We start from the raw sequence: 17,631 nt of genomic DNA, 5'->3' as shown, positions 1-17,631 counted from the left end.
CTGCTCTCCCTTCTCTCAGGCACTTCGCTCACGCAGGGGACGTACGACGAACCGCCGGACCAGCGGCCAGGCGAGCACCAGCAGGATCGCCGTGTAGACCACGTAGGACACCGGCCCGCCCATCAGCCCGGACAGTTCGCCGCCCGACAGTTGCAGGGAGCGCCGTCCCTGCAGCTCGGCTCGCGGACCGAGGATGACGCCGACGATCAGCGGCAGCACCGGCAGGCCGAACCGCCGCATCGCGAACCCGAGGAGGCCCAGCGCCAGCAGCACGAACAGGTCCAGGGGCTGCGCGTTGACGGCGTACGCACCCATCGACGCGAAGAACAGGATTCCCGCGTAGAGATAGGGGCGCGGAATCCGCAGCAGCTTCGCCCAGGCGGGCGCGAGCGGCAGATTCAGCAGGAGCAGCAGCAGATTGCCGACGAACAGGCTGGCGATCAGCACCCAGACGAGGCTCGCCTCACGGTCGAACAGCAGCGGCCCGGGCTGGATGCCGTACCCCTGGAACGCCGCGAGCATGACCGCGGCCGTCGCGTTCGTCGGCAGGCCGAGGGCCAGCATCGGGACCAGGGTGCCCGCCGCGGAGGCGTTGTTCGCCGCCTCCGGACCGGCCACACCCTCGATCGCGCCCTTGCCGAAATCCTCGGGGTGCTTGGTCAGCCGCTTCTCCGTCGCATACGACAGGAAGGTCGGGATCTCCGCACCGCCTGCCGGGAGCGCACCGAACGGGAAACCGTACGCCGTGCCCCGCAGCCAGGGCTTCCACGACCGCTTCCAGTCCTTCTTGCCCATCCACGGCCTGCCGACCGGGATGATCTCGGCGGGCCTGCGCCGCAGATGCGCGGCCACCCACAGCGCCTCGCCGACGGCGAAGATTCCGACGGCCACGACGACCACGTCGATCCCGTCGGCGAGCTGGGGGACGCCCAGGGTGAGCCGTTGCTGTCCGGACACCGCGTCGATGCCGACCAGGCCGATGGTCAGGCCCAGCAGCAGCGAGACCAGGCCCCGGACGCGTGACGAGCCCAGCACCGACGTGACCGCTATGAACGAGAGCAGCATCAGGGCGAAGTAGTCCGGGGCACCCAGACTGACCGCGAAGTCCACCACGATCGGGGTGACCAGCACCAGCAGCAGGGTGCCGATCGTGCCCGCCACGAAGGAACCGATCGCGGCAGTGGCGAGCGCCTGCGCGGCCCGGCCGGCCTTGGCCATCTTGTTGCCCTCGATGGCCGTCACCACCGAGGACGACTCCCCGGGGGTGTTCAGCAGGATGGAGGTGGTCGAGCCGCCGTACATGCCGCCGTAGAAGATGCCCGCGAACATGATGAACGCCTGCACCGGCTCCATGCCATAGGTGATCGGCAGCAGCAGGGCCACCGTCATCGCCGGGCCGATGCCCGGCAGCACACCCACAGCGGTGCCGACGAGGACGCCGATCAACGCCAGCAGCAGGTTCATCGGATCCATGACGTCCGAGAAGCCCTGCATGAGATTGTTCAGGTTGTCCATCACAGGATCCCTTGCAGCACACCGGCCGGGAGGTTGACGCCGAGCCCGATCGCGAAGGCGTAGAACGTGGTGAGGGACAGCGTCACCGCGATCAGCAGATTGCGGACGTAGTGCCGGTTCCCGAGGGCGAAGGCGGTGCCCCAGAAGAGCAGCGTGCCGCTGATCACCCAGCCGAGCGGTTCGATCAGCACCGCGTTCACCACGAAAGCTGCGATCAGCATCAGCACCGTGCGCCAGTCGCTGCCCGTGGACAGGTCGACGTCCTCGCCGGCCTCCGGCTCACCGTGGCCGCCGCGGGCCACGTCGAGCGCGTACAGCACCGCGACCACCAGGAGCAGCACACCCAGGAGCACCGGCACCGTGCGCGGCCCGACCGGGTCGGTGCTGCTGGTGACGTGCGCTATCCCGAGCCCGTCCACGATGACGGCCGTGCCCAGCAGGGCGAGGAACGCGCACACACCGTACTGTGCGCGGTCCCCACCCCGGGGCGGACGGGTGTCCTCCACCGTCCGTTCGTTCAGCTCGGAGCTCATGCCAGACCGAGCTCTGCCAGCAGGTCGGCGACGGCCTTGTCCTGGTCCTTCAGGTAGGTGCCGAACTCGTCACCCGTGACGAAGGCGTCCGTCCAGCCGCGCTTGGTCAGCTCGGCCTTCCACTGCTCGGAGTCGTGCATCTTGGTCAGGGCGTCGATCCAGGTCTTCTTCTGCTCGTCGGTGATCCCCGGAGGGGCGACGATGCCGCGCCAGTTGGTGAAGACCAGGTCGATCCCGGAGTCCTTGAGGGTGGGAGCGTCCTTCACGGCGTCGATCGGCTTCTCGCTGGTCACCGCCAGCACCCGCACCTGTCCCGCCTCGATCTGGTCGAGGAACTCGCCGAATCCGCTGGCGCCGAAGGCGATCTTGTTGCCGAGGATGGCGGGCAGCAGCTCACCGCCGCCGTCGTACCCGACGTAGTTGACGTCCTTCGGCTCGATGCCGACGGCCTTCGCCAGCTGCATCGGGAGCAGGTGGTCGGGGCCGCCCGGCGAGGAGCCGCCGCCCACGGGCACCTTCTTGGGGTCCTTCTTCCACGCGGTGACCAGGTCGTCGATCGTCTTGTACGGGGAGTCCTTCGACACGACGATCGCGCCGGCCTCCTCGATCAGTTTGGCGATCGGCGTGGTGTCGGTCAGTGTCGCCTTCGACTTCGAGGTATACGAGGCGCCGACGACTCCCAGCCCCATCTGCATGGCCAGCTTGCCGTTGCCCTTCTCGTTCACCAGGCGCTGCAGGCCCACGGTGCCGCCGGCCCCGGGCAGGTTGTACACCTGGACACTGGACGCCACCTTCGCGTCCTGCATCACCTGGGCGGCGGTCCTGGCGGTCGTGTCATACCCTCCGCCAGGGGTGTTGGGCACCATGAGGCGCAGCCCGGTGACAGGCTTGTCGCCCGAGCCTCCGCTGTCCGATTCCTTCTTGTCCGCGGTGGCGCCGCAGGCGCTGACAGCGAGCATCGACACGGTGGCAAGAGCACCGAGAAGTGCGGCTCTGCGAGTTCTCATGGCTCATCTCTTTCGCTTGGGCGGGTCCGGCGCCATGATTGTGCGGTTCCTCGGACAGCCCGTCTCCGTTGTGTGAGCATTGAAGGTTGAGTTCATAGTGGTCGTGACGTCCCGCCGCCATACGCTCGCCGGTGAGCTGCTGGTATTGCAGCTCGCCGGTGTGGTGGTCGTGCTCGTCGCGGTCGCCGCCGTCTCGCTGGCGCAGTCGAAGGCGACGTTCGACCGGGTCGAGGGCCGCCGGGTGACCGCCCTCGCCGAGGAACTGGCCGGAAACCCACTCATGCGCACTCAGCTCGTCAATCCCGCGCCCGCCGAGACTCTCGCGCCGCTGCTCCAGACCAAGCTCACCCCGGCGAACGTCACCTCCGTCACGGTCGCCGACGCCCGCGGTCGGATCGTCGCGGCCACCAATCCCACGCTGGTGGGAACACGGCTGCCGGTCGAAGGGCCGAGCGTCTCGCAGGCACGCGGCTGGTCGGGGGAGCTGCCCGTGGACGGGGTCCGCGAGCTGGTGGCCCAGGTACCGGTGCTCAGTGACAACACGGATCCCGTCGGCGAGCTTCTCGGCACGGTCATGGTCGGACGGGCCTCACCGACGGTCTGGCAGCGGCTGAGCGGCGCCTCGTCGTATCTGCTCACCTACCTCGGCATCGCGAGCGTGCTCGGGGTGGCCGGGTCCTGGCTGCTGGCCCGGCGGATCAAGCGCCAGACCTTCGGCCTCGAACCCCGCGAGATCGCCGGTCTCGCCGAGCACCGCGAGGCGATGCTGTTCGGTATCGCCGAGGGCGTGGTCGCGCTCGACCCACACCTACGGATCACCCTGGTCAACGAGGTCGGCCGCAGACTGCTGGAGCTTCCGGAGGACTGCGTCGGAATGAGCCTGGGCGATCTGGGGGTCGCGGGCAGGCTGTACGACGTACTGGCCGGGACCAGCGGTGAGCAAGGCGCCGAACACGCCGCCGAACACGGCACTGAGCGGCGCGACGAGGTGGTCGTACGCCGCGGCCGGGTGCTGGTGATGAACCGGATGGACGTCACCAAGGACGGCCGTCGGCTGGGCTCGGTGACGACCCTTCGGGACCGTACCGAGCTGGCCCAGCTCGAACGCGAACTGGGCTCGTTCCGCAGCAGCACCGAACTGCTTCGTGCGCAGGCCCACGAGTTCTCCAACCAGCTGCACACCATCTCCGGACTCATACAGATCGGCGAGCACGACGAGGTCGTGCGCTATGTCCGGGCCCTGCGGAAGCACCGTGAGTCCCTCGATCTGACCCTCACCAGCCGGGTCCGCGACCGGGCCGTCGCCGCACTGCTCATGGCCAAGTCCGCGCTCGCGGCGGAGCGCAAGGTCCAGCTGCGGATCTCGGAGCTCACGGCGCTGGAGAGGCTGGAGCCGATGGATGCCGCGGACGTGGCGACGGTGCTCGGCAATCTCGTCGACAACGCCCTCGACGCGGCTGCGGCCTGGGCCTCGGCCTCGGAACACGAGGACGACGCCTGGGTGGAGGTCGAGCTGCGCCAGGACGCCTCGAGCGTGGAGATCGTGGTACGCGACTCGGGCCCCGGCGTGGCTCCCGAGCTCGCGCAGGAGGTGTTCTCCCACGGCTTCACCACGAAGGCCGCACAGGGCGGCGACCGGGGTATCGGCTTGGCGCTCACCCGGCTGGTCTGCACGCGCAGAGGCGGCGAGGTGTCGGTGGCCAATACAAAGCAGGGCGCCATGTTCACGGCCCGGATGTCCGTGGGGCAGTTGTCCGATCGCGAGACGGAGGAAGTCCGGTGATCGACGTACTGGTTGTCGAGGACGATTTCATGGTGGCGCGGATCCACCGCGGATTCGTCGACGGTGTCGAGGGCTTCCGTGTGGTCGGAACGGTGAACTGCGGGGAGCAGGCGCTCGCCGCCGTCGCCGAGTTGCAGCCCGACCTGGTCCTGCTCGATCTCTATCTGCCCGACATGTTCGGTCTGGATGTCATTCCCCGGCTGCGGACGGCGGGCCATGACTGCGATGTGCTGGTAATCAGCGCCGCCCGCGAGGCAGAGGCCGTCAGGGGCGCCGTCCGCCAAGGCGTGGTCGACTACCTGCTGAAACCGTTCGACGCCGACGACCTCAAGGAGCGACTGGAGCGCTACAGCGCCCGGCGCGGCAACCTGCACGCCGCCGTGGTCAGCGGGCAGGCCGACGTGGACCGGGCGCTGGGCCGGGTGACGGCGCCGGCTCGGACACCCACGCTGCCGAAGGGGATGAGCGTGGAGACCGCGGAACTGGTCGAACGCGCACTGCGCACAGCGGAAGGAACCTTGTCCGCGGCCGAGTGCGCGACCCGGGTCGGTATCTCCCGTGTCAGCGCGCGCCGCTACCTCGAGCACCTCGCCGTCACGGACCGGGCCGAGGTGTCGCTGCGCTACGGGCACGCGGGCCGGCCCGAGCGCCGCTATCAGTGGCAGGCCTAGCCCAATACAGAAGCGCAGGTGGTCGGCTTGGCGTGCGCCGGATCGAGGGCGTTGGCCACCTCGTGGTGGGCGATGCGGTCGAAGAGGCCGATCGCCACATGCTCGGAGAGGTCGACCGCGCACAGGTCCTGAAGCAGGACATTGCGTACGTTCGGGCCGTCGAGGAACTGCGAACGGTACGGCGTGACCACCTCGTCGTACTTGGTGGCGATGACCGTGTAGTCGACGCCCGGCACCGTGTCGCCACCCGCGTTCAGCTTGGCCAGGAAGGCGGAGCCGGCCGTCTGCTCGGCGAGGGACGGCGTGGTTTTGGACAGCAGGTCGCCCGCGCCGGGGAAGTAGGGCAGCAGGTTGGCGAGGCCGTTCAGGGTGGTGCCGTGGTTGCTGGGCCCGAGGCCGACGAGGGCCTTCACCTTGGCGGCTCCCCCGAGGAACTTCAGGTAGTAGCGGGGCATCAGGCCGCCCTGTGAGTGGCCGACGAGGTCGGTCTCGGCGGCGCCGGTCGCGGTGAGCACCTTGTCGACGAAGGCTTGGAGTTGCTCTGCCGACTTGTCGATCGGGCCGAGGCCGTGAAAGAGGGGGACGCCGGGGAGTTGGCCGTAGTCGAGCGAGAAGACGCAGTAGCCGCGCTTCTTCAGATACGGCGCGAGGGCCAGCCAGTTGTCGACGGAGTTCCCGAAGGTGCCGTGGACGAGGACGACGGGGCGCGGGTGGGCGGCGGAGGGCTTGCAGGAGTAGTTGTTCCAGCCCGAGCTGGGGGCGGCCTTTGCCTGTGCGGTGGCGGCGGGGGTGACGAGGACGGCGGCGGTCAGCAGCAGCGCGGCCAGCGATCTGGCCACTCGCTTCCAGGGCAGCATCGAGTGATCTCCTTGCGGCTCAAGGGAGTTGCGACGACGTACGCCCTGTGATCCGGATCACGAGGATGCTGTTCACTTGTCAAGTTACGATCGAGTAGTGCAACTGTGAAGTACGCGTCAGCAAAAACTTCCAGTGGTAGCCGACGACTACACTGACGCGAACTGACGAACCGTCACCAAACAGGCTTGATGGGTCCAGAGGGCGCGATACGCACCAACCGCTCCCACAGCGCCCGGACTTCACGTTCGCCGAGCAGCTCGACCCACGGCCGCACAGCCTCTGCCGCCGCTTCCTCCGCGGCCCGCGTGCAGGCCCACCCCTGCTCGGTCAGCACGACCAGCCGGGCGCGCGCGTCATCCGGATGGGGCCACCGCTCGGCGTACCCCTTGCGCACGATCTCGTCGACGAGCTGACTAGCGGCCTGCTTCGTCACCCCCAGATGGGCGGCGAGCTCGGTGACCGTCGCGCCATCCGGGGCAAGCCGGGTGAAGGCGAACCCGTGCGCGGGCCGCAGCCCTTCGAAGCCGCGGGCTTCGACCCCATCGTGGATGCGCTGCGTGAGTTCGCCGGCGACGGCGAGCAGGGCGGCGGACAGGGCCATGGCCTCGGAGTTCTGCACGCATGCATTGAAACACCTTGACGGATTGGTCAAGCTGCTTGACCATAAGGCCACCTAGTCAACTAACTTGACCATCTTCCGGTCGGAGGCCGCCATGCCCGTAGTCCGCTCGTCCGAAGCCGTGACCCACGAGATCCACGGCGCCCGATTCATCTCGTACGCCACTCCCCGCACCGGCAGCAAGGAACTCTGCGCCTGGCGGGGCGAGATCCCCGCCGGGACCCAAGCCCCCGTGCACACAGTCAACCGCGAGGAGATCTTCCACCTGCTCGAAGGCGAACTCCTCATCACCCTCGACGGCCGCACCGAACGCATCACCGCGGGCGACACCTTGATCATCAACCCCGGGGCGACCCTGGGCGTCGAGAATCCGACCGCCGAGGTCGCGATCTCCTGGGTCACCACCTCGATCGGCCTGGAGGCGGAGCTGGCCGACGGTAGCCGGATCACTCCGCCCTGGGCCAACTAACCGCTCCGCAAGAGGACTTACGCTAAGGCCAGCGATCCCGGAATCACCGCCCGTGGCCCGAACTTCGCGCGCGCCTGGTCCGCCACCTCCTCGATACGGCGGGCCTTCTCGTCCAGCGCGTCGAAGGTGAGCTGGTGGGAGGCCTGGTCGGCGGGAGCCAGGCCCTCTGCGCGCAGGGCGATCGCGCGAACCCGGGCGCGCTGGAGACCGAGCGCCTCGTACATGCGGTACGCGGTGTCGGTGAGCGCCGGGGAGTGGGCGGTCGGCTCGGGGAGCGTACGGCTGCGGGTGGTCATGGAGCGGTCGGCGTAGCGCACGGTGAGGGTGAGGGTGCGGCACACCTTCTCCAGGGCGCGCAGCCGGGCGCCCAGTTCCTCGGTGGCGGAGAGCAGGGCGCGCCGGTGCCGGGAGGGGTCCAACTCGTCGCGGGGGAAGGGGCGTTCGGCGGCGAGGGAGCGGGAGACGGCGTTGGGCACGACCCGGCCGCGGTCGATGCCCTGCGCCTTCTCGCGCAGTTCGCGGCCGGTACGGGCACTGGTGAGCCGTTGCAGGGTCGACAGGGGCGCGGCGGCGACCTTGCCGACGGTGTCGAGGCCGTACTCGCACAGGGTGCGGGCGGTGGCGGCGCCGACTCCGGGGAGCGCCGCGACCGGCTGTTCGTCCAGGAACTCCGCGCGGGCGCCGGGCTCTTCGGGCACCACGCGGGTCTCCCCCGGCCTGGTCCCGCGCAGCGCCATACGGGCGAGCATCGGCCCGGGCCCGGCCCCGATCGCACACTCCACCCCGTACCAGGCGAGCGCCCGCACCCGTATCAGCGAGGCCAGTCCCACCACGTCCCGCCCGAAGTACCGCTCGGCACCCCGCAGGTCCAGCAGCGCACCGTCGGGTGGCAGTGCCTCGACGACAGGGGTGAACTCCTCGAGCATTCCGAGGAGTTGGGGCAGGGCCGCCTCGTACACCGGACTCAGCTGAAAACGTACGCAGAGGATGGTCATCCCGCACTCCCCGGACTCTGGTGCCACAACTTCCTTCCGCTCGCGGGCCCTTCGCCCGCCGGGCGCAGATCCGCCCACGGATGCATTTCGTATCCCGTGGGCATATGGATTCGCCGGTCGCCCGTCGAATCTCCCTCGCCCCGAGAGCCGTCGGAAACCCCTGCCTCCCCCGCCACCCCGGCATCCCCGCTCGGCTCGGCCAGTCGCAGTGCCACCCCGTCCAGCCCCTCCTCATGCCGCAGTTCCACCAGATCGGCGAGGTTCCAGACCGCCGAACCGACCACGCTGAGGCTGCGCGGTCCGCGGCGCTGGACCACACCGCGTACGAGCAGGAGCCAGGAATGGAAGACGGTGTGAGCGCAGGCGTCGTGGGAGTCGTCGAAGAAGGCGAGGTCGACAAGACCGGTGCCGTCATCCAGCGTGCTGAAGATGACCCGCTTGCCGGAGCGGATCGGCGGAGTCTGGGTGGCCGCCTTGGCGCCCGCGACCAGGACCGTCTCGCCGTGCCGCGCCTCCCGCAACCGGCGCGCCGTGACCACGCCCAGCTCCTCCAGGAACTCCCGGTGGTCGTCCATCAGATTGCGCGAGGCGTCCATGGAGAGCACCCCCAGCTCGGCACTGAGCTTCTCCGCGTCGTCAAGGTCGGGCAGCCCGGCGGAGGCGGTGTTCCGGCCACCGGACAAGGGGAGTTGAGCCCCGCGCCCGCCGCGCGCGCCCCGGTGCAGCTCGGCCAGGTGCAATTGCAGATCACGGCGGTTGGCCCCGAACGCGTCCAACGCGCCGACCTGCGCGAGCCTCTGGGAGATCGGCCTGCTCGGCCGGGCCCGCTCCCAGAAGTCGAGCAGGGAGGCGTACGGCTGCCCGTCCGCGATCCGCGCCGCCTCGGCCTCACTGATGCCGTGCACGTCGGAGAGGGCCAGCCGGACGCCCCACCGGTCCGGCAAACCTTCTTCACTGCACACCAGTTCGATACGGTGGGCGACCGCCGACCGGTTCACGTCCAACGGCAGGATCGGCACACCTCGCCGCCGCGCGTCCGCGAGCAGCAGTCGTTTCGGATACATCCCGGGGTCGTGCGTGAGCAACCCCGCGTAGAACGCGGCCGGGTGATGGGCCTTGAGCCACGCCGACTGGTACGTCGGTACGGCGAAGGCGACAGCGTGCGCCTTGCAGAAGCCGTACGAGCCGAAGGCCTCGAGGATCTCCCAGGCGTGCGCGATCGTTTCCGTGGAGTACCCCTTCGCGGCGGCGTGCCGCGCGAACCACAGGCGGATCCGTCCCTGCGACTCGGGGTCGGAAAGGCCGCGCCGGATCTGGTCGGCCTCATCGCGTCCACAGCCGGTCATGAGGTGCACGATGTCGATGATCTGCTCATGGAAGACCACGACTCCGTACGTCTCCCGCAGCGGTTTCTCCAAGTCCGGGTGCGGATAGCGGGCCGGCGCCCGGCCGTGCCGCGCCGCGATGAACGGCCGCACCATGTCGGCGGCGACCGGCCCGGGGCGGAACAGCGAGATGTCGACCACGAGGTCGTGGAAGTTCGCCGGCTGGAGCCTGCCGACCAGGTCCCGCTGGCCCGGCGACTCGATCTGGAAGCAGCCCAACGTCTCGGTGGATTGAATGAGTTCATACGTCGCCGGGTCGCCCTCGGGCACCGCGTCCAGGTCCACGGGCACACCGGTCGCCCGCCTCACCTCCGCCACCGCGTGCGCCATCGCGGACTGCATCCGCACACCCAGCACATCGAGCTTGAGCAGCCCGAGATCCTCCACGTCGTCCTTGTCGAACTGCGCCATCGGGAACCCTTCGCCGCTGGTCGGCATGACCGGCGTACGGGAAAGGAGCGAGGCATCGGAGAGCAGCACCCCGCACGGGTGCATGGCGACTCCGCGCGGGAGTGCGTCGAGCGCTTCGACCAGCTCCCACAGCATGCCGTACTTCTCCTTCTCCTCCGCGAGTTCACGGAGTTCGGGCAGTTCGTCCAGGGCCGCGCGGGCGTCGCGGGCACGGATGTGCGGGAAGGACTTGGCGATCCGGTCGATGTCGGCGGGGTCCATGGAGAGGGCGGCGCCGACATCACGGATGGCGTGCCGTACGCGATAGGTCTCGGGCATGGCGACGGTCGCGACGCGCTCGGTGCCGAACCGGTCGATGATCGCGCGGTAGACCTCAAGCCGGCGCGCGGACTCGACGTCGATGTCGATGTCGGGCAGGACCGCGCGGCGCTTGGAAAGGAACCGCTCCATCAGTAGCCCGTGTTCGACGGGATCCGCGTGCGCGATGCCGAGGAGGTGGTTGACGAGCGATCCGGCACCGGAGCCGCGCGCTGCCACTCGGATGCCCATCTTCCGTACGTCGTCCACGACTTGAGCGACGGTCAGGAAGTAGGTGGCGAAGTTGTGGTGGGCGATGATGTCCAGTTCCTGGTGCATCCGCTCCCAGTACGCGCGCCGTGCGTCATAGCCGTGCAGCACCATGCCCGCCGCCGCGCGCGAGGCCAGCACGCGCTGTGCGGTGCGGCGGTCGGCGCCGACGAGATGCGGCTCGGGGAAGTGGACGGCGCCGATACCGAGGTCTTCCTCGGGATCGACGAGGCATTCGTCGGCCGTGGCCCGGGTCTGTTCCAGCAGGTGGTACGCGGCGTCGCGGCGGTAGCCCGCGGCCTCCACGATCCGTTCGGCCAGGCCGTGCATGGCGCCCGCGTCCTTGAGCCAGGCCTCGCCGCTGTCCAGCTTGCGAGGGTCGACGGGTACGAGGCGGCGGGCGGCGTCCAGTACGTCGGCGACCGGGCCCATGCCCGGGTCGGCGTATCGGACGGCGTTGCTGAGCACCGGGCGCACCCGCTGCTCGGCGGCGAAGCCGACGGTGCGGGCGGCCAGGCGCAGCGAACCGGGCCCGGTGCCTTCGCGTCCGTGGCAGACGGCTTCGAGGCGCAGGGCGTCACCGTAGATCTCCCGCCAGGGCGCGAGGAGCTTCGCGGCCCGGTCGGGGCGGCCGGCGGCGAGCGCGCGGCCCACGTCGGAGGCGGGGCCGAGCAGTACGGTCAGCCCCTCGGCGTGGTTGTCCGCCCAGGGCAGCAGGGGCGTGCCCGTGTCGCCGTCGCCCGCATGCGAGGCCGTAACGATCCTGCACAGTTCGGCCCAGCCGAGGGCGCCGTCCTGGGCAAGGAAGGTCACGCGAGGTGTCGATTCGTCGATGAAGGCACCGCCGCGTACAGGAGTGCGCCGCCGCGCCCGCCCCGTACTCCCCTCCGGCGGAGCCACCGCGAGCTCCGCCCCGAACAGCGGACGTACACCGGCGGCGGCGCAGGCCTTGGCGAACCGGACCGTACCCGCGAGGGTGTCCCGGTCGGTGAGCGCGAGGGCGTCCATGCCGCGTTCGGAGGCACGTGCGGCCAGCCGCTCCGGGTGGGAGGCCCCATAGCGCAGCGAGAACCCGGAGACGGTGTGCAGATGCGTGAAGTCCGGCACGCGCACCTCCACTCTCCAGGGGCTCCCACACCAGCCCTCGAACATTCGTTCCTGCTCCCTCACCCCCACCATAGACCAATTACTCGAACGAGTGTGCGATATCCGTCTGAGATTGGCCCGGGCTCCTTCCGGGAGCCGTCCAAGCCCCTCCCACTTGCCCGGTTACCCCGCCCCACCAGCGCAAACACCGGGAAGCGCGCGGGAAACGCGAAGGTCCCGCCCCCGCAGAAGCTGCGCGGGGACGGGACCCTTCGGGGCGATGGAGCGAGCTGGTGGAGCTGTCAGCCGATCTCGGTACCGGTGGCTTCGAGGGCCTCGGTGACCGGCTGGAAGAAGGTCTCGCCGCCGGAGGTGCAGTCGCCACTGCCGCCGGAGGTGAGGCCGATCGCGCTGCTGCCCGAGAAGAGCGAGCCGCCGCTGTCACCGGGCTCGGCACAGACGTCGGTCTGGATGAGCCCCTCGACGACGTCGCCGCCGCCGTAGTTCACGGTGGCGTCCAGGCCGGTGACCGTGCCGTCGGACACCTGGGTCGTGGAACCGCTGCGGACGACCTCCATGCCGACGGTGGCCTCGGCGGCGCCCGTGATCTCCTGGGCGGAGCCGTTGTAGAGGTTCACCTCGCTCGGGTGCTCCACGTCCGCGGTGTACTTGACCAGGCCGTAGTCGTCGCCCGGGAAGCTGGAGTCGGCGTTCTCACCGATCACGTTGCCGTCCGCGTCCGACCAGCTGGTGATCGCCTCGGTGCAGTGACCGGCGGTCAGGAAGGCCGGCTCGCCGCCCTGGACCACGTTGAAGCCGAGCGAGCAGCGGCTGCCGCCACCGGTGATGGCGTCACCGCCGGCGATGAACTTCTTGAACTCGCCCTTCGTGGTCTTGAGTTCGGCCTTGGCGCCGAGCTTCTCCACGACCTTGGTCAGCTGGGCCATCTTCGCGCCCTTGACCGTACGGTCCGCGGTGACGACGATCTTGTTGGTCGTCGGGTCGGTCGCCCACGAGGTGCCGGGGATCGTCGCGTCCTGCTTCAGCGTCGTACGGGCGCTCTTCAGCTCGGCGAGGGAGTTCTCGACGACTCTGGCCTTGGCTCCCGCCGACTCGACGGCTTCTGCAGCGGCCTTGTCGAGGATGTTCACGACGAGGTTCTTGGCCTTCGCGTCGTAGTACGTTCCCGCCGCGTCGGCGCCGAGGTCCCTGTCGAGCGTCGAGGCGAGCTTTCCGGCCGCCTTGATCGAGAGAGTTTCGGGCGTGGGTGCGGCCGTGGTCTCACTCGCGTTCGCGGACTGGAAGGTGACTCCCGCGGCCACGAGTGCGGCGATGCCCGCACCAGCCACGGCGGCACGCCGCTTGGGTATGCGTCGGTGCTTCAACTTACGTCCTCCTGTGGGGGGTCGGCCGCGGCGACTGTGGGGGCCGTCGCGACCGGAAGGTGTACGGGCATGGACACGACAAACAGTAAAAGCCACGTCCACGCCAACGGACGGCGCCCACTATTCCGATCCTTACGGGGAGCACACAAGGTCTACTTCAGGACGCGCACACGGCAACGAACGTGCGCCCCCTGCAGGTTGACGCGCGTTGAACGGCCGGAATAAACACCACGTCAATACCCGCGACAAGCACTACGGGCGAGTAACTATTGGCGCTCTGTGAGGACTACACCTGTCCGGATTTCGACTCTCCGATGTCCAGATCGAACGGCCCGGGAACCGGCGGGAGTTGCTCCCGCAGCGATTGCTCCGTCATCGACGGCGCTGACGGCACCGACCGCTCCCGCTCGGACGACGACTCGTGCGAGGACTCTGAGGGCGACACGGACGAAGGCTCTGCCGAGCGCTCCTTCGCCTCGGACAACTGCTGTTGGGGCTGCGACAACAGCCTCTGAAGCTGGGCGAACAACTCCGTGGAGGGCAGCGAAGGCTGCTCCTGGGCGGGCGGCGCCGGCTGCTGCGCACGCTCCAGGAAGCGCAGCAGTTCCACCGGGAAGGGCAGCACGAGCGTGGAGTTCTTCTCGGCCGCGACCGCCACCACGGTCTGCAGCAGCCGCAGTTGCAACGCGGAGGGAGTGTCAGCCATCTCCTTGGCGGCCTCGGCCAGCTTCTTGGATGCCTGCAGCTCCGCGTCGGCATTGATGACCCGGGCCCGCCGCTCCCGGTCGGCCTCCGCCTGCCGCGCCATGGACCGCTTCATCGTCTCCGGCAGCGATACGTCCTTGATCTCGACCCGGTCGATGGAGACACCCCACTCCACGGCCGGACTGTCGATCATCAACTCCAGGCCCTGGTTGAGCTTTTCGCGGTTGGAGAGCAGATCGTCCAGCTCGCTCTTGCCGATGATCGAGCGCAGCGAAGTCTGCGCCATCTGCGCGACCGCGAACCGGTAGTCCTCGACCCGGATCACCGCGTCGGCGGGGGACACCACCTTGAAGTAGACGACGGCGTCCACGCGCACCGTGACGTTGTCCCGGGTGATCCCCTCCTGCCCGGGCACCGGCATCGTCACGATCTGCATGTTGACCTTCTGGAGCCGGTCCACGATGGGCACGATCATGGTGAATCCGGGCCCACGCACTTCGGATCGCAGCTTGCCGAGCCGGAGGACCACGCCCCGCTCGTACTGTTTGACGACGCGCGCCGCCGCCATCACGTACACCGCTCCGACGGATCCGAGAGCTACTCCGGCCGCCACCAGCTCCTCGATCATTGCGACCCCCAGGGTCCGTATCGGGCGCATCAGGTGTGTACTTCGACGGTAACTCCGGGGCGGACACGAAGGGGAGATGGAGGACACAGGTGCCGAACGGCGTAAGGATGCGGGACGGACGGTGGCTGGCGATCGATGAGTGGGGCGACCCGGACGGTACGCCGGTGGTGGTGCTGCACGGCACACCGGGCTGCCGGTCCGGGGGGGTGCCGCAGGACCTGGTGGCCGCGCGCCCCGGGGTGCGGTTCATCGCGTACGACCGCCCGGGGTACGGGGATTCGGACCGAGGCCCGGGCCGCAGGGTGGCCCACGCCGCGCGGGACGTGGCCGCGGTGGCCGACGCGCTGAAGCTCGGCCGGTTCGCGGTGCTCGGCCGCTCCGGCGGTGCCCCGCACGCGCTGGCCTGCGCGGCGCTGCTGCCCAACCGGGTGCGGCGCACGGCGGCGATGATGAGTCTCGCACCGCCGGACGCCAAGGGGCTGCGCTGGTTCGACGGGATGGCCGAGTCCAACGTCGAGGAGTTCGCCCTGGCGCTGACCGACCCACTGGACTTCGCCGAGCGCATCTCCGCGCGAGCGGCCTCGATCCGCAAGGACCCGGCCCAGCTCCTGGTGTCGATCCGTGACGGCCTCACCGACTCCGACCGGCGGATCATCGCCCAGCCCGCCATCAGCGAGATGCTGCTGCGCACCTTCCGCGAGGCGCTCCGCAGTTCGGCGTACGGCTGGATCGACGACGATCTCGCCCTGCTGAGCAACTGGGGCTTCGACCCGGCGTCGATCACCCGGCCCGTACTGCTGTGGCACGGCGCCCAGGACACCTTCTCCCCGGTGGGCCACTTCGAGTGGCTGGCCGAGCGCATCCCGCGCGTCCGGCCCGTACTGAACCCGGAGGCCGGTCACTTCTCGGCCCTTGAGGCCCTTCCGGACGTACTCGACTGGCTGGCGCCGCGAGCGGCTGGCTGAACGGCCCGAAACGAGGAGGACGAGCCCCCGCACCCACATAGGTGCGAAGGCTCGTCCACCGCTGGCTGCGTGCCTGTGTTGCTTCGTGCCGTGCGCGCCGATCAGTAGACGCTGACTCCGTAGGCGCTCAGGGCCTCGGTGACCGGCTGGTAGAACGTGGTGCCGCCGGAGGAGCAGTTGCCGCTGCCGCCTGAGGTCAGGCCGTACGCGGTGCCGTTGCTGCCGTAGAGCGAGCCGCCGGAGTCGCCGGGCTCGGCGCAGACGTTGGTCTGGATCAGACCGGAGACGACGTCGCCGCCGCCGTAGTTGACGGTCGCGTTCAGGGCGGTGACCCGGCCGCTGTGCGTACCGGTGGTGGAGCCGTCACGGATGACGGTGGTGCCCACGCTCGGCGTGGCCGCGCGGGTGATGTCCACGCCGTTCGCGGTGCCGGGCCTGCTGACGGACCCGGAGTACCGCACGATGCCGTAGTCGTTGCCCGGGAAGCTGGAGCCGGCGGTCGAGCCGATGACCGTGGTGCGGCCGGAGTTGGAGTACCAGGTGCCCGCGCCGTCGGTGCAGTGACCGGCGGTCAGGAAGGACTGCGTACCGCTGCTGTTCTGGACGTTGAAGCCGAGGGAGCAGCGCCAGCTACTCGCATAGATGGCGTCGCCGCCCTGGATGAGCTTGTTGAACTTGCCCGGGGTGTGCTTGATCTGAAGGGCGTCGGCGTTGCTGCCCGCCGTTTCCTTGATCTTCGCGATCTCCGCGTCGGAGACGGTGCTGTCGACGGTGACCGTGACCTTGTTGGTCTTGGAGTCGACCGCCCACGCTGTGCCCGGCACATCGGCCTGGAGCACCGAGGCGCCGGCCTTCTTGAGCTGGGCCGTGCTGAAGGTCTGTGCGTCGCTCGCATTCGCGTTGGGGACGGTGACGGCGGCCGCGGCCACGAGTCCGGCACCGATCGCGATCAGCCGGGTGCGTCTCGCTATGCCGCTGCGGGGGGTGGTGCGCTTGGTCCTCACTTTTTCGTTCCTCCACATGGGAAGTCGGGGGCCCGCGTGGGGTCGGGGCCCGTGAGGCGCAGCCAGAAGCCACATATCCGGATTCCGAACACGTTGTGCCCCTGACAGGCGCTGGACGAATATTCGACCGCCCGGCCGACCTACGCAAGGGCGCCTTTCGGCCGTGGAGCGTTCAACTTGCTTACCCCCCACGGAGGTTGCTCAGGTCAGAGGCCGGATTGCGCTCCCCCCGCGGCAATCAACATGCCCAGGGTATTCCCCGGAACCCACCGTCAGACAGCCCTCGACAGGCGTTGAATCACCGTCAGACGGTCAGTTACGGCGCCGGATCGACCACCTCGTTCACCCGTACGCTCCGACCGTCACCCATACGCCGTGAAGAATCATATTTCACTCTTAGTCAGCAGCCGTATACGGCACGGCCCTTGGGAAACGCGGGCTCTCGACTAATTCGTTGTGCACCAGTACCGTCACGAAACCCCCGCGCGCCGTCTATCCCCTTGGCGCGACATCCGCATCATGGACGACCATGGGGAGGCGGAAAGCAGAAAGACCGCTGCGAGAGGAGGCGTCCATGGGATCGGTGCGCAAGGCGAGTGCCTGGCTTGGCCTCGTCGACGACAACAACAACGATGACGAGCGTTACTACGACGACGACTACGCCGAAGGTTCCGAGCCCCGGGATGCCTGGGTCACGGATCCGCGGGTGAAGGTGGCGTCGGAGGCGGCCGAGGAGAAGGGCCGCAGGATCGGCACGGTCACCCCGGACAGCTTCCGGGACGCCCGTGGTATCGGCGAGCTCTTCCGGGACGGCGTCCCCGTCATCATGAACCTCACGGCCATGGAGCCGGGCGACGCCAAGCGCGTCGTCGACTTCGCGGCCGGCCTTATCTTCGGCCTGCGCGGCTCGATCGAGCGTGTGTCGAACCGTGTCTTCCTGCTGACCCCCGCCGACACGGAGATCGTCAGCGGGGAGCCGGCGGGCCGCAGGACAGACGGTTTCTTCAACCAGAGCTGAGGCAAGGCCGTTCACCGGCCCCGCCTT

15 protein-coding genes are annotated in these 17,631 nt (G+C 69.1%); 5 read left to right on the top strand and 10 right to left on the bottom strand.

What is annotated here, in order from left to right:
• Positions 1 to 15 precede the first annotated feature (15 nt).
• From ACFYO0_RS16355 to ACFYO0_RS16345, 3 genes are read right to left on the bottom strand one after another with little or no spacing between them, the layout of a single operon-like run.
• Positions 16 to 1,515, bottom strand: coding sequence for a tripartite tricarboxylate transporter permease (locus ACFYO0_RS16355; protein ID WP_388675660.1), 1,500 nt, complete (start codon positions 1,513 to 1,515; stop codon positions 16 to 18).
• On the bottom strand, positions 1,515 to 2,048 hold the full coding sequence (locus ACFYO0_RS16350; RefSeq protein ID WP_388675657.1) for a tripartite tricarboxylate transporter TctB family protein: 534 nt from the start codon (positions 2,046 to 2,048) through the stop codon (positions 1,515 to 1,517). Before ACFYO0_RS16350 ends, ACFYO0_RS16355 begins: the two co-directional genes overlap by 1 nt.
• Entirely contained in the window at positions 2,045 to 3,055 is a 1,011-nt protein-coding gene (locus ACFYO0_RS16345; protein WP_388675655.1) for a Bug family tripartite tricarboxylate transporter substrate binding protein, read from the bottom strand. Before ACFYO0_RS16345 ends, ACFYO0_RS16350 begins: the two co-directional genes overlap by 4 nt.
• Before the next feature lie 97 nt (positions 3,056 to 3,152).
• Between ACFYO0_RS16345 and ACFYO0_RS16340 the strand changes: the two genes are divergently transcribed.
• Together ACFYO0_RS16340 and ACFYO0_RS16335 are read left to right on the top strand one after the other, a co-directional pair.
• On the top strand, positions 3,153 to 4,838 hold the full coding sequence (locus tag ACFYO0_RS16340) for an ATP-binding protein (protein ID WP_388675652.1): 1,686 nt from the start codon (positions 3,153 to 3,155) through the stop codon (positions 4,836 to 4,838).
• Positions 4,835 to 5,509 carry a response regulator gene (locus tag ACFYO0_RS16335; RefSeq protein ID WP_388675649.1) on the top strand — a complete coding sequence of 225 codons (675 nt, stop codon included), beginning with the start codon at positions 4,835 to 4,837 and terminating at the stop codon, positions 5,507 to 5,509. The genes ACFYO0_RS16340 and ACFYO0_RS16335 overlap by 4 nt, the downstream gene beginning before the upstream one ends.
• Here ACFYO0_RS16335 and ACFYO0_RS16330 read toward each other — a convergent pair.
• Both ACFYO0_RS16330 and ACFYO0_RS16325 read right to left on the bottom strand, forming a co-directional pair.
• On the bottom strand, positions 5,506 to 6,366 hold the full coding sequence (locus ACFYO0_RS16330; RefSeq protein WP_388675647.1) for an esterase/lipase family protein: 861 nt from the start codon (positions 6,364 to 6,366) through the stop codon (positions 5,506 to 5,508). The genes ACFYO0_RS16335 and ACFYO0_RS16330 overlap by 4 nt on opposite strands.
• Positions 6,367 to 6,539: 173 nt before the next feature.
• Positions 6,540 to 6,986 carry a MarR family winged helix-turn-helix transcriptional regulator gene (locus ACFYO0_RS16325; protein WP_388675645.1) on the bottom strand — a complete coding sequence of 149 codons (447 nt, stop codon included), beginning with the start codon at positions 6,984 to 6,986 and terminating at the stop codon, positions 6,540 to 6,542.
• Positions 6,987 to 7,080: 94 nt separating this feature from the next.
• Here ACFYO0_RS16325 and ACFYO0_RS16320 point away from each other — a divergent pair, with 94 nt between their 5' ends.
• Positions 7,081 to 7,455: a cupin domain-containing protein gene (locus tag ACFYO0_RS16320; protein WP_388675642.1), complete on the top strand. Its 375-nt coding sequence runs from the start codon at positions 7,081 to 7,083 to the stop codon at positions 7,453 to 7,455.
• A 17-nt stretch (positions 7,456 to 7,472) separates the two neighbouring features.
• Here the strand turns inward: ACFYO0_RS16320 and ACFYO0_RS16315 are convergent, their stop codons facing one another.
• From ACFYO0_RS16315 to ACFYO0_RS16300, 4 genes are all read right to left on the bottom strand, one after another.
• Positions 7,473 to 8,450, bottom strand: a complete 978-nt coding sequence (locus ACFYO0_RS16315) for a hypothetical protein (RefSeq protein ID WP_388675640.1) — start codon at positions 8,448 to 8,450, stop codon at positions 7,473 to 7,475.
• Positions 8,447 to 11,920, bottom strand: coding sequence for a DNA polymerase III subunit alpha (locus ACFYO0_RS16310; RefSeq protein ID WP_388675638.1), 3,474 nt, complete (start codon positions 11,918 to 11,920; stop codon positions 8,447 to 8,449). Before ACFYO0_RS16310 ends, ACFYO0_RS16315 begins: the two co-directional genes overlap by 4 nt.
• Positions 11,921 to 12,201: 281 nt before the next feature.
• A complete protein-coding gene (locus ACFYO0_RS16305) occupies positions 12,202 to 13,284 on the bottom strand; it encodes a S1 family peptidase (RefSeq protein ID WP_388675636.1) in 1,083 nt (360 codons plus the stop codon).
• 286 nt (positions 13,285 to 13,570) lie between these two features.
• Positions 13,571 to 14,617 carry a slipin family protein gene (locus ACFYO0_RS16300; protein WP_388676561.1) on the bottom strand — a complete coding sequence of 349 codons (1,047 nt, stop codon included), beginning with the start codon at positions 14,615 to 14,617 and terminating at the stop codon, positions 13,571 to 13,573.
• Between the two features lie 89 nt (positions 14,618 to 14,706).
• Here ACFYO0_RS16300 and ACFYO0_RS16295 point away from each other — a divergent pair, with 89 nt between their 5' ends.
• Positions 14,707 to 15,582 carry an alpha/beta fold hydrolase gene (locus ACFYO0_RS16295; RefSeq protein ID WP_388675634.1) on the top strand — a complete coding sequence of 292 codons (876 nt, stop codon included), beginning with the start codon at positions 14,707 to 14,709 and terminating at the stop codon, positions 15,580 to 15,582.
• Positions 15,583 to 15,683: 101 nt separating this feature from the next.
• On the opposite strand, the gene ACFYO0_RS16290 is transcribed toward ACFYO0_RS16295, so the two are convergent.
• Positions 15,684 to 16,586, bottom strand: a complete 903-nt coding sequence (locus ACFYO0_RS16290) for a S1 family peptidase (RefSeq protein ID WP_388675631.1) — start codon at positions 16,584 to 16,586, stop codon at positions 15,684 to 15,686.
• A gap of 574 nt (positions 16,587 to 17,160) precedes the next feature.
• Here ACFYO0_RS16290 and ACFYO0_RS16285 point away from each other — a divergent pair.
• Positions 17,161 to 17,604, top strand: coding sequence for a cell division protein SepF (locus tag ACFYO0_RS16285; protein ID WP_388675629.1), 444 nt, complete (start codon positions 17,161 to 17,163; stop codon positions 17,602 to 17,604).
• Positions 17,605 to 17,631: the final 27 nt, after the last annotated feature.

The organism is Streptomyces sp. NPDC006365 (assembly GCF_042870755.1).
Classification (GTDB): domain Bacteria; phylum Actinomycetota; class Actinomycetes; order Streptomycetales; family Streptomycetaceae; genus Streptomyces; species Streptomyces xiangluensis.
The sequence above is the reverse complement of the archived record's forward strand: the minus strand, read 5'-3'. Positions and strand labels throughout refer to the sequence as shown.

Bases quoted from the DNA above. Each gene is read 5' to 3' on its own strand.
- ACFYO0_RS16300 (WP_388676561.1), bottom strand. From the start codon at position 14,617: ATGATCGAGGAGCTGGTGGCGGCCGGAGTAGCTCTCGGATCCGTCGGA.
- ACFYO0_RS16350 (WP_388675657.1), bottom strand. From the start codon at position 2,048: ATGAGCTCCGAGCTGAACGAACGGACGGTGGAGGACACCCGTCCGCCC.
- ACFYO0_RS16320 (WP_388675642.1), top strand. From the start codon at position 7,081: ATGCCCGTAGTCCGCTCGTCCGAAGCCGTGACCCACGAGATCCACGGC.
- ACFYO0_RS16330 (WP_388675647.1), bottom strand. From the start codon at position 6,366: ATGCTGCCCTGGAAGCGAGTGGCCAGATCGCTGGCCGCGCTGCTGCTG.
- ACFYO0_RS16345 (WP_388675655.1), bottom strand. From the start codon at position 3,055: ATGAGAACTCGCAGAGCCGCACTTCTCGGTGCTCTTGCCACCGTGTCG.
- ACFYO0_RS16285 (WP_388675629.1), top strand. From the start codon at position 17,161: ATGGGATCGGTGCGCAAGGCGAGTGCCTGGCTTGGCCTCGTCGACGAC.
- ACFYO0_RS16315 (WP_388675640.1), bottom strand. From the start codon at position 8,450: ATGACCATCCTCTGCGTACGTTTTCAGCTGAGTCCGGTGTACGAGGCG.
- ACFYO0_RS16355 (WP_388675660.1), bottom strand. From the start codon at position 1,515: ATGGACAACCTGAACAATCTCATGCAGGGCTTCTCGGACGTCATGGAT.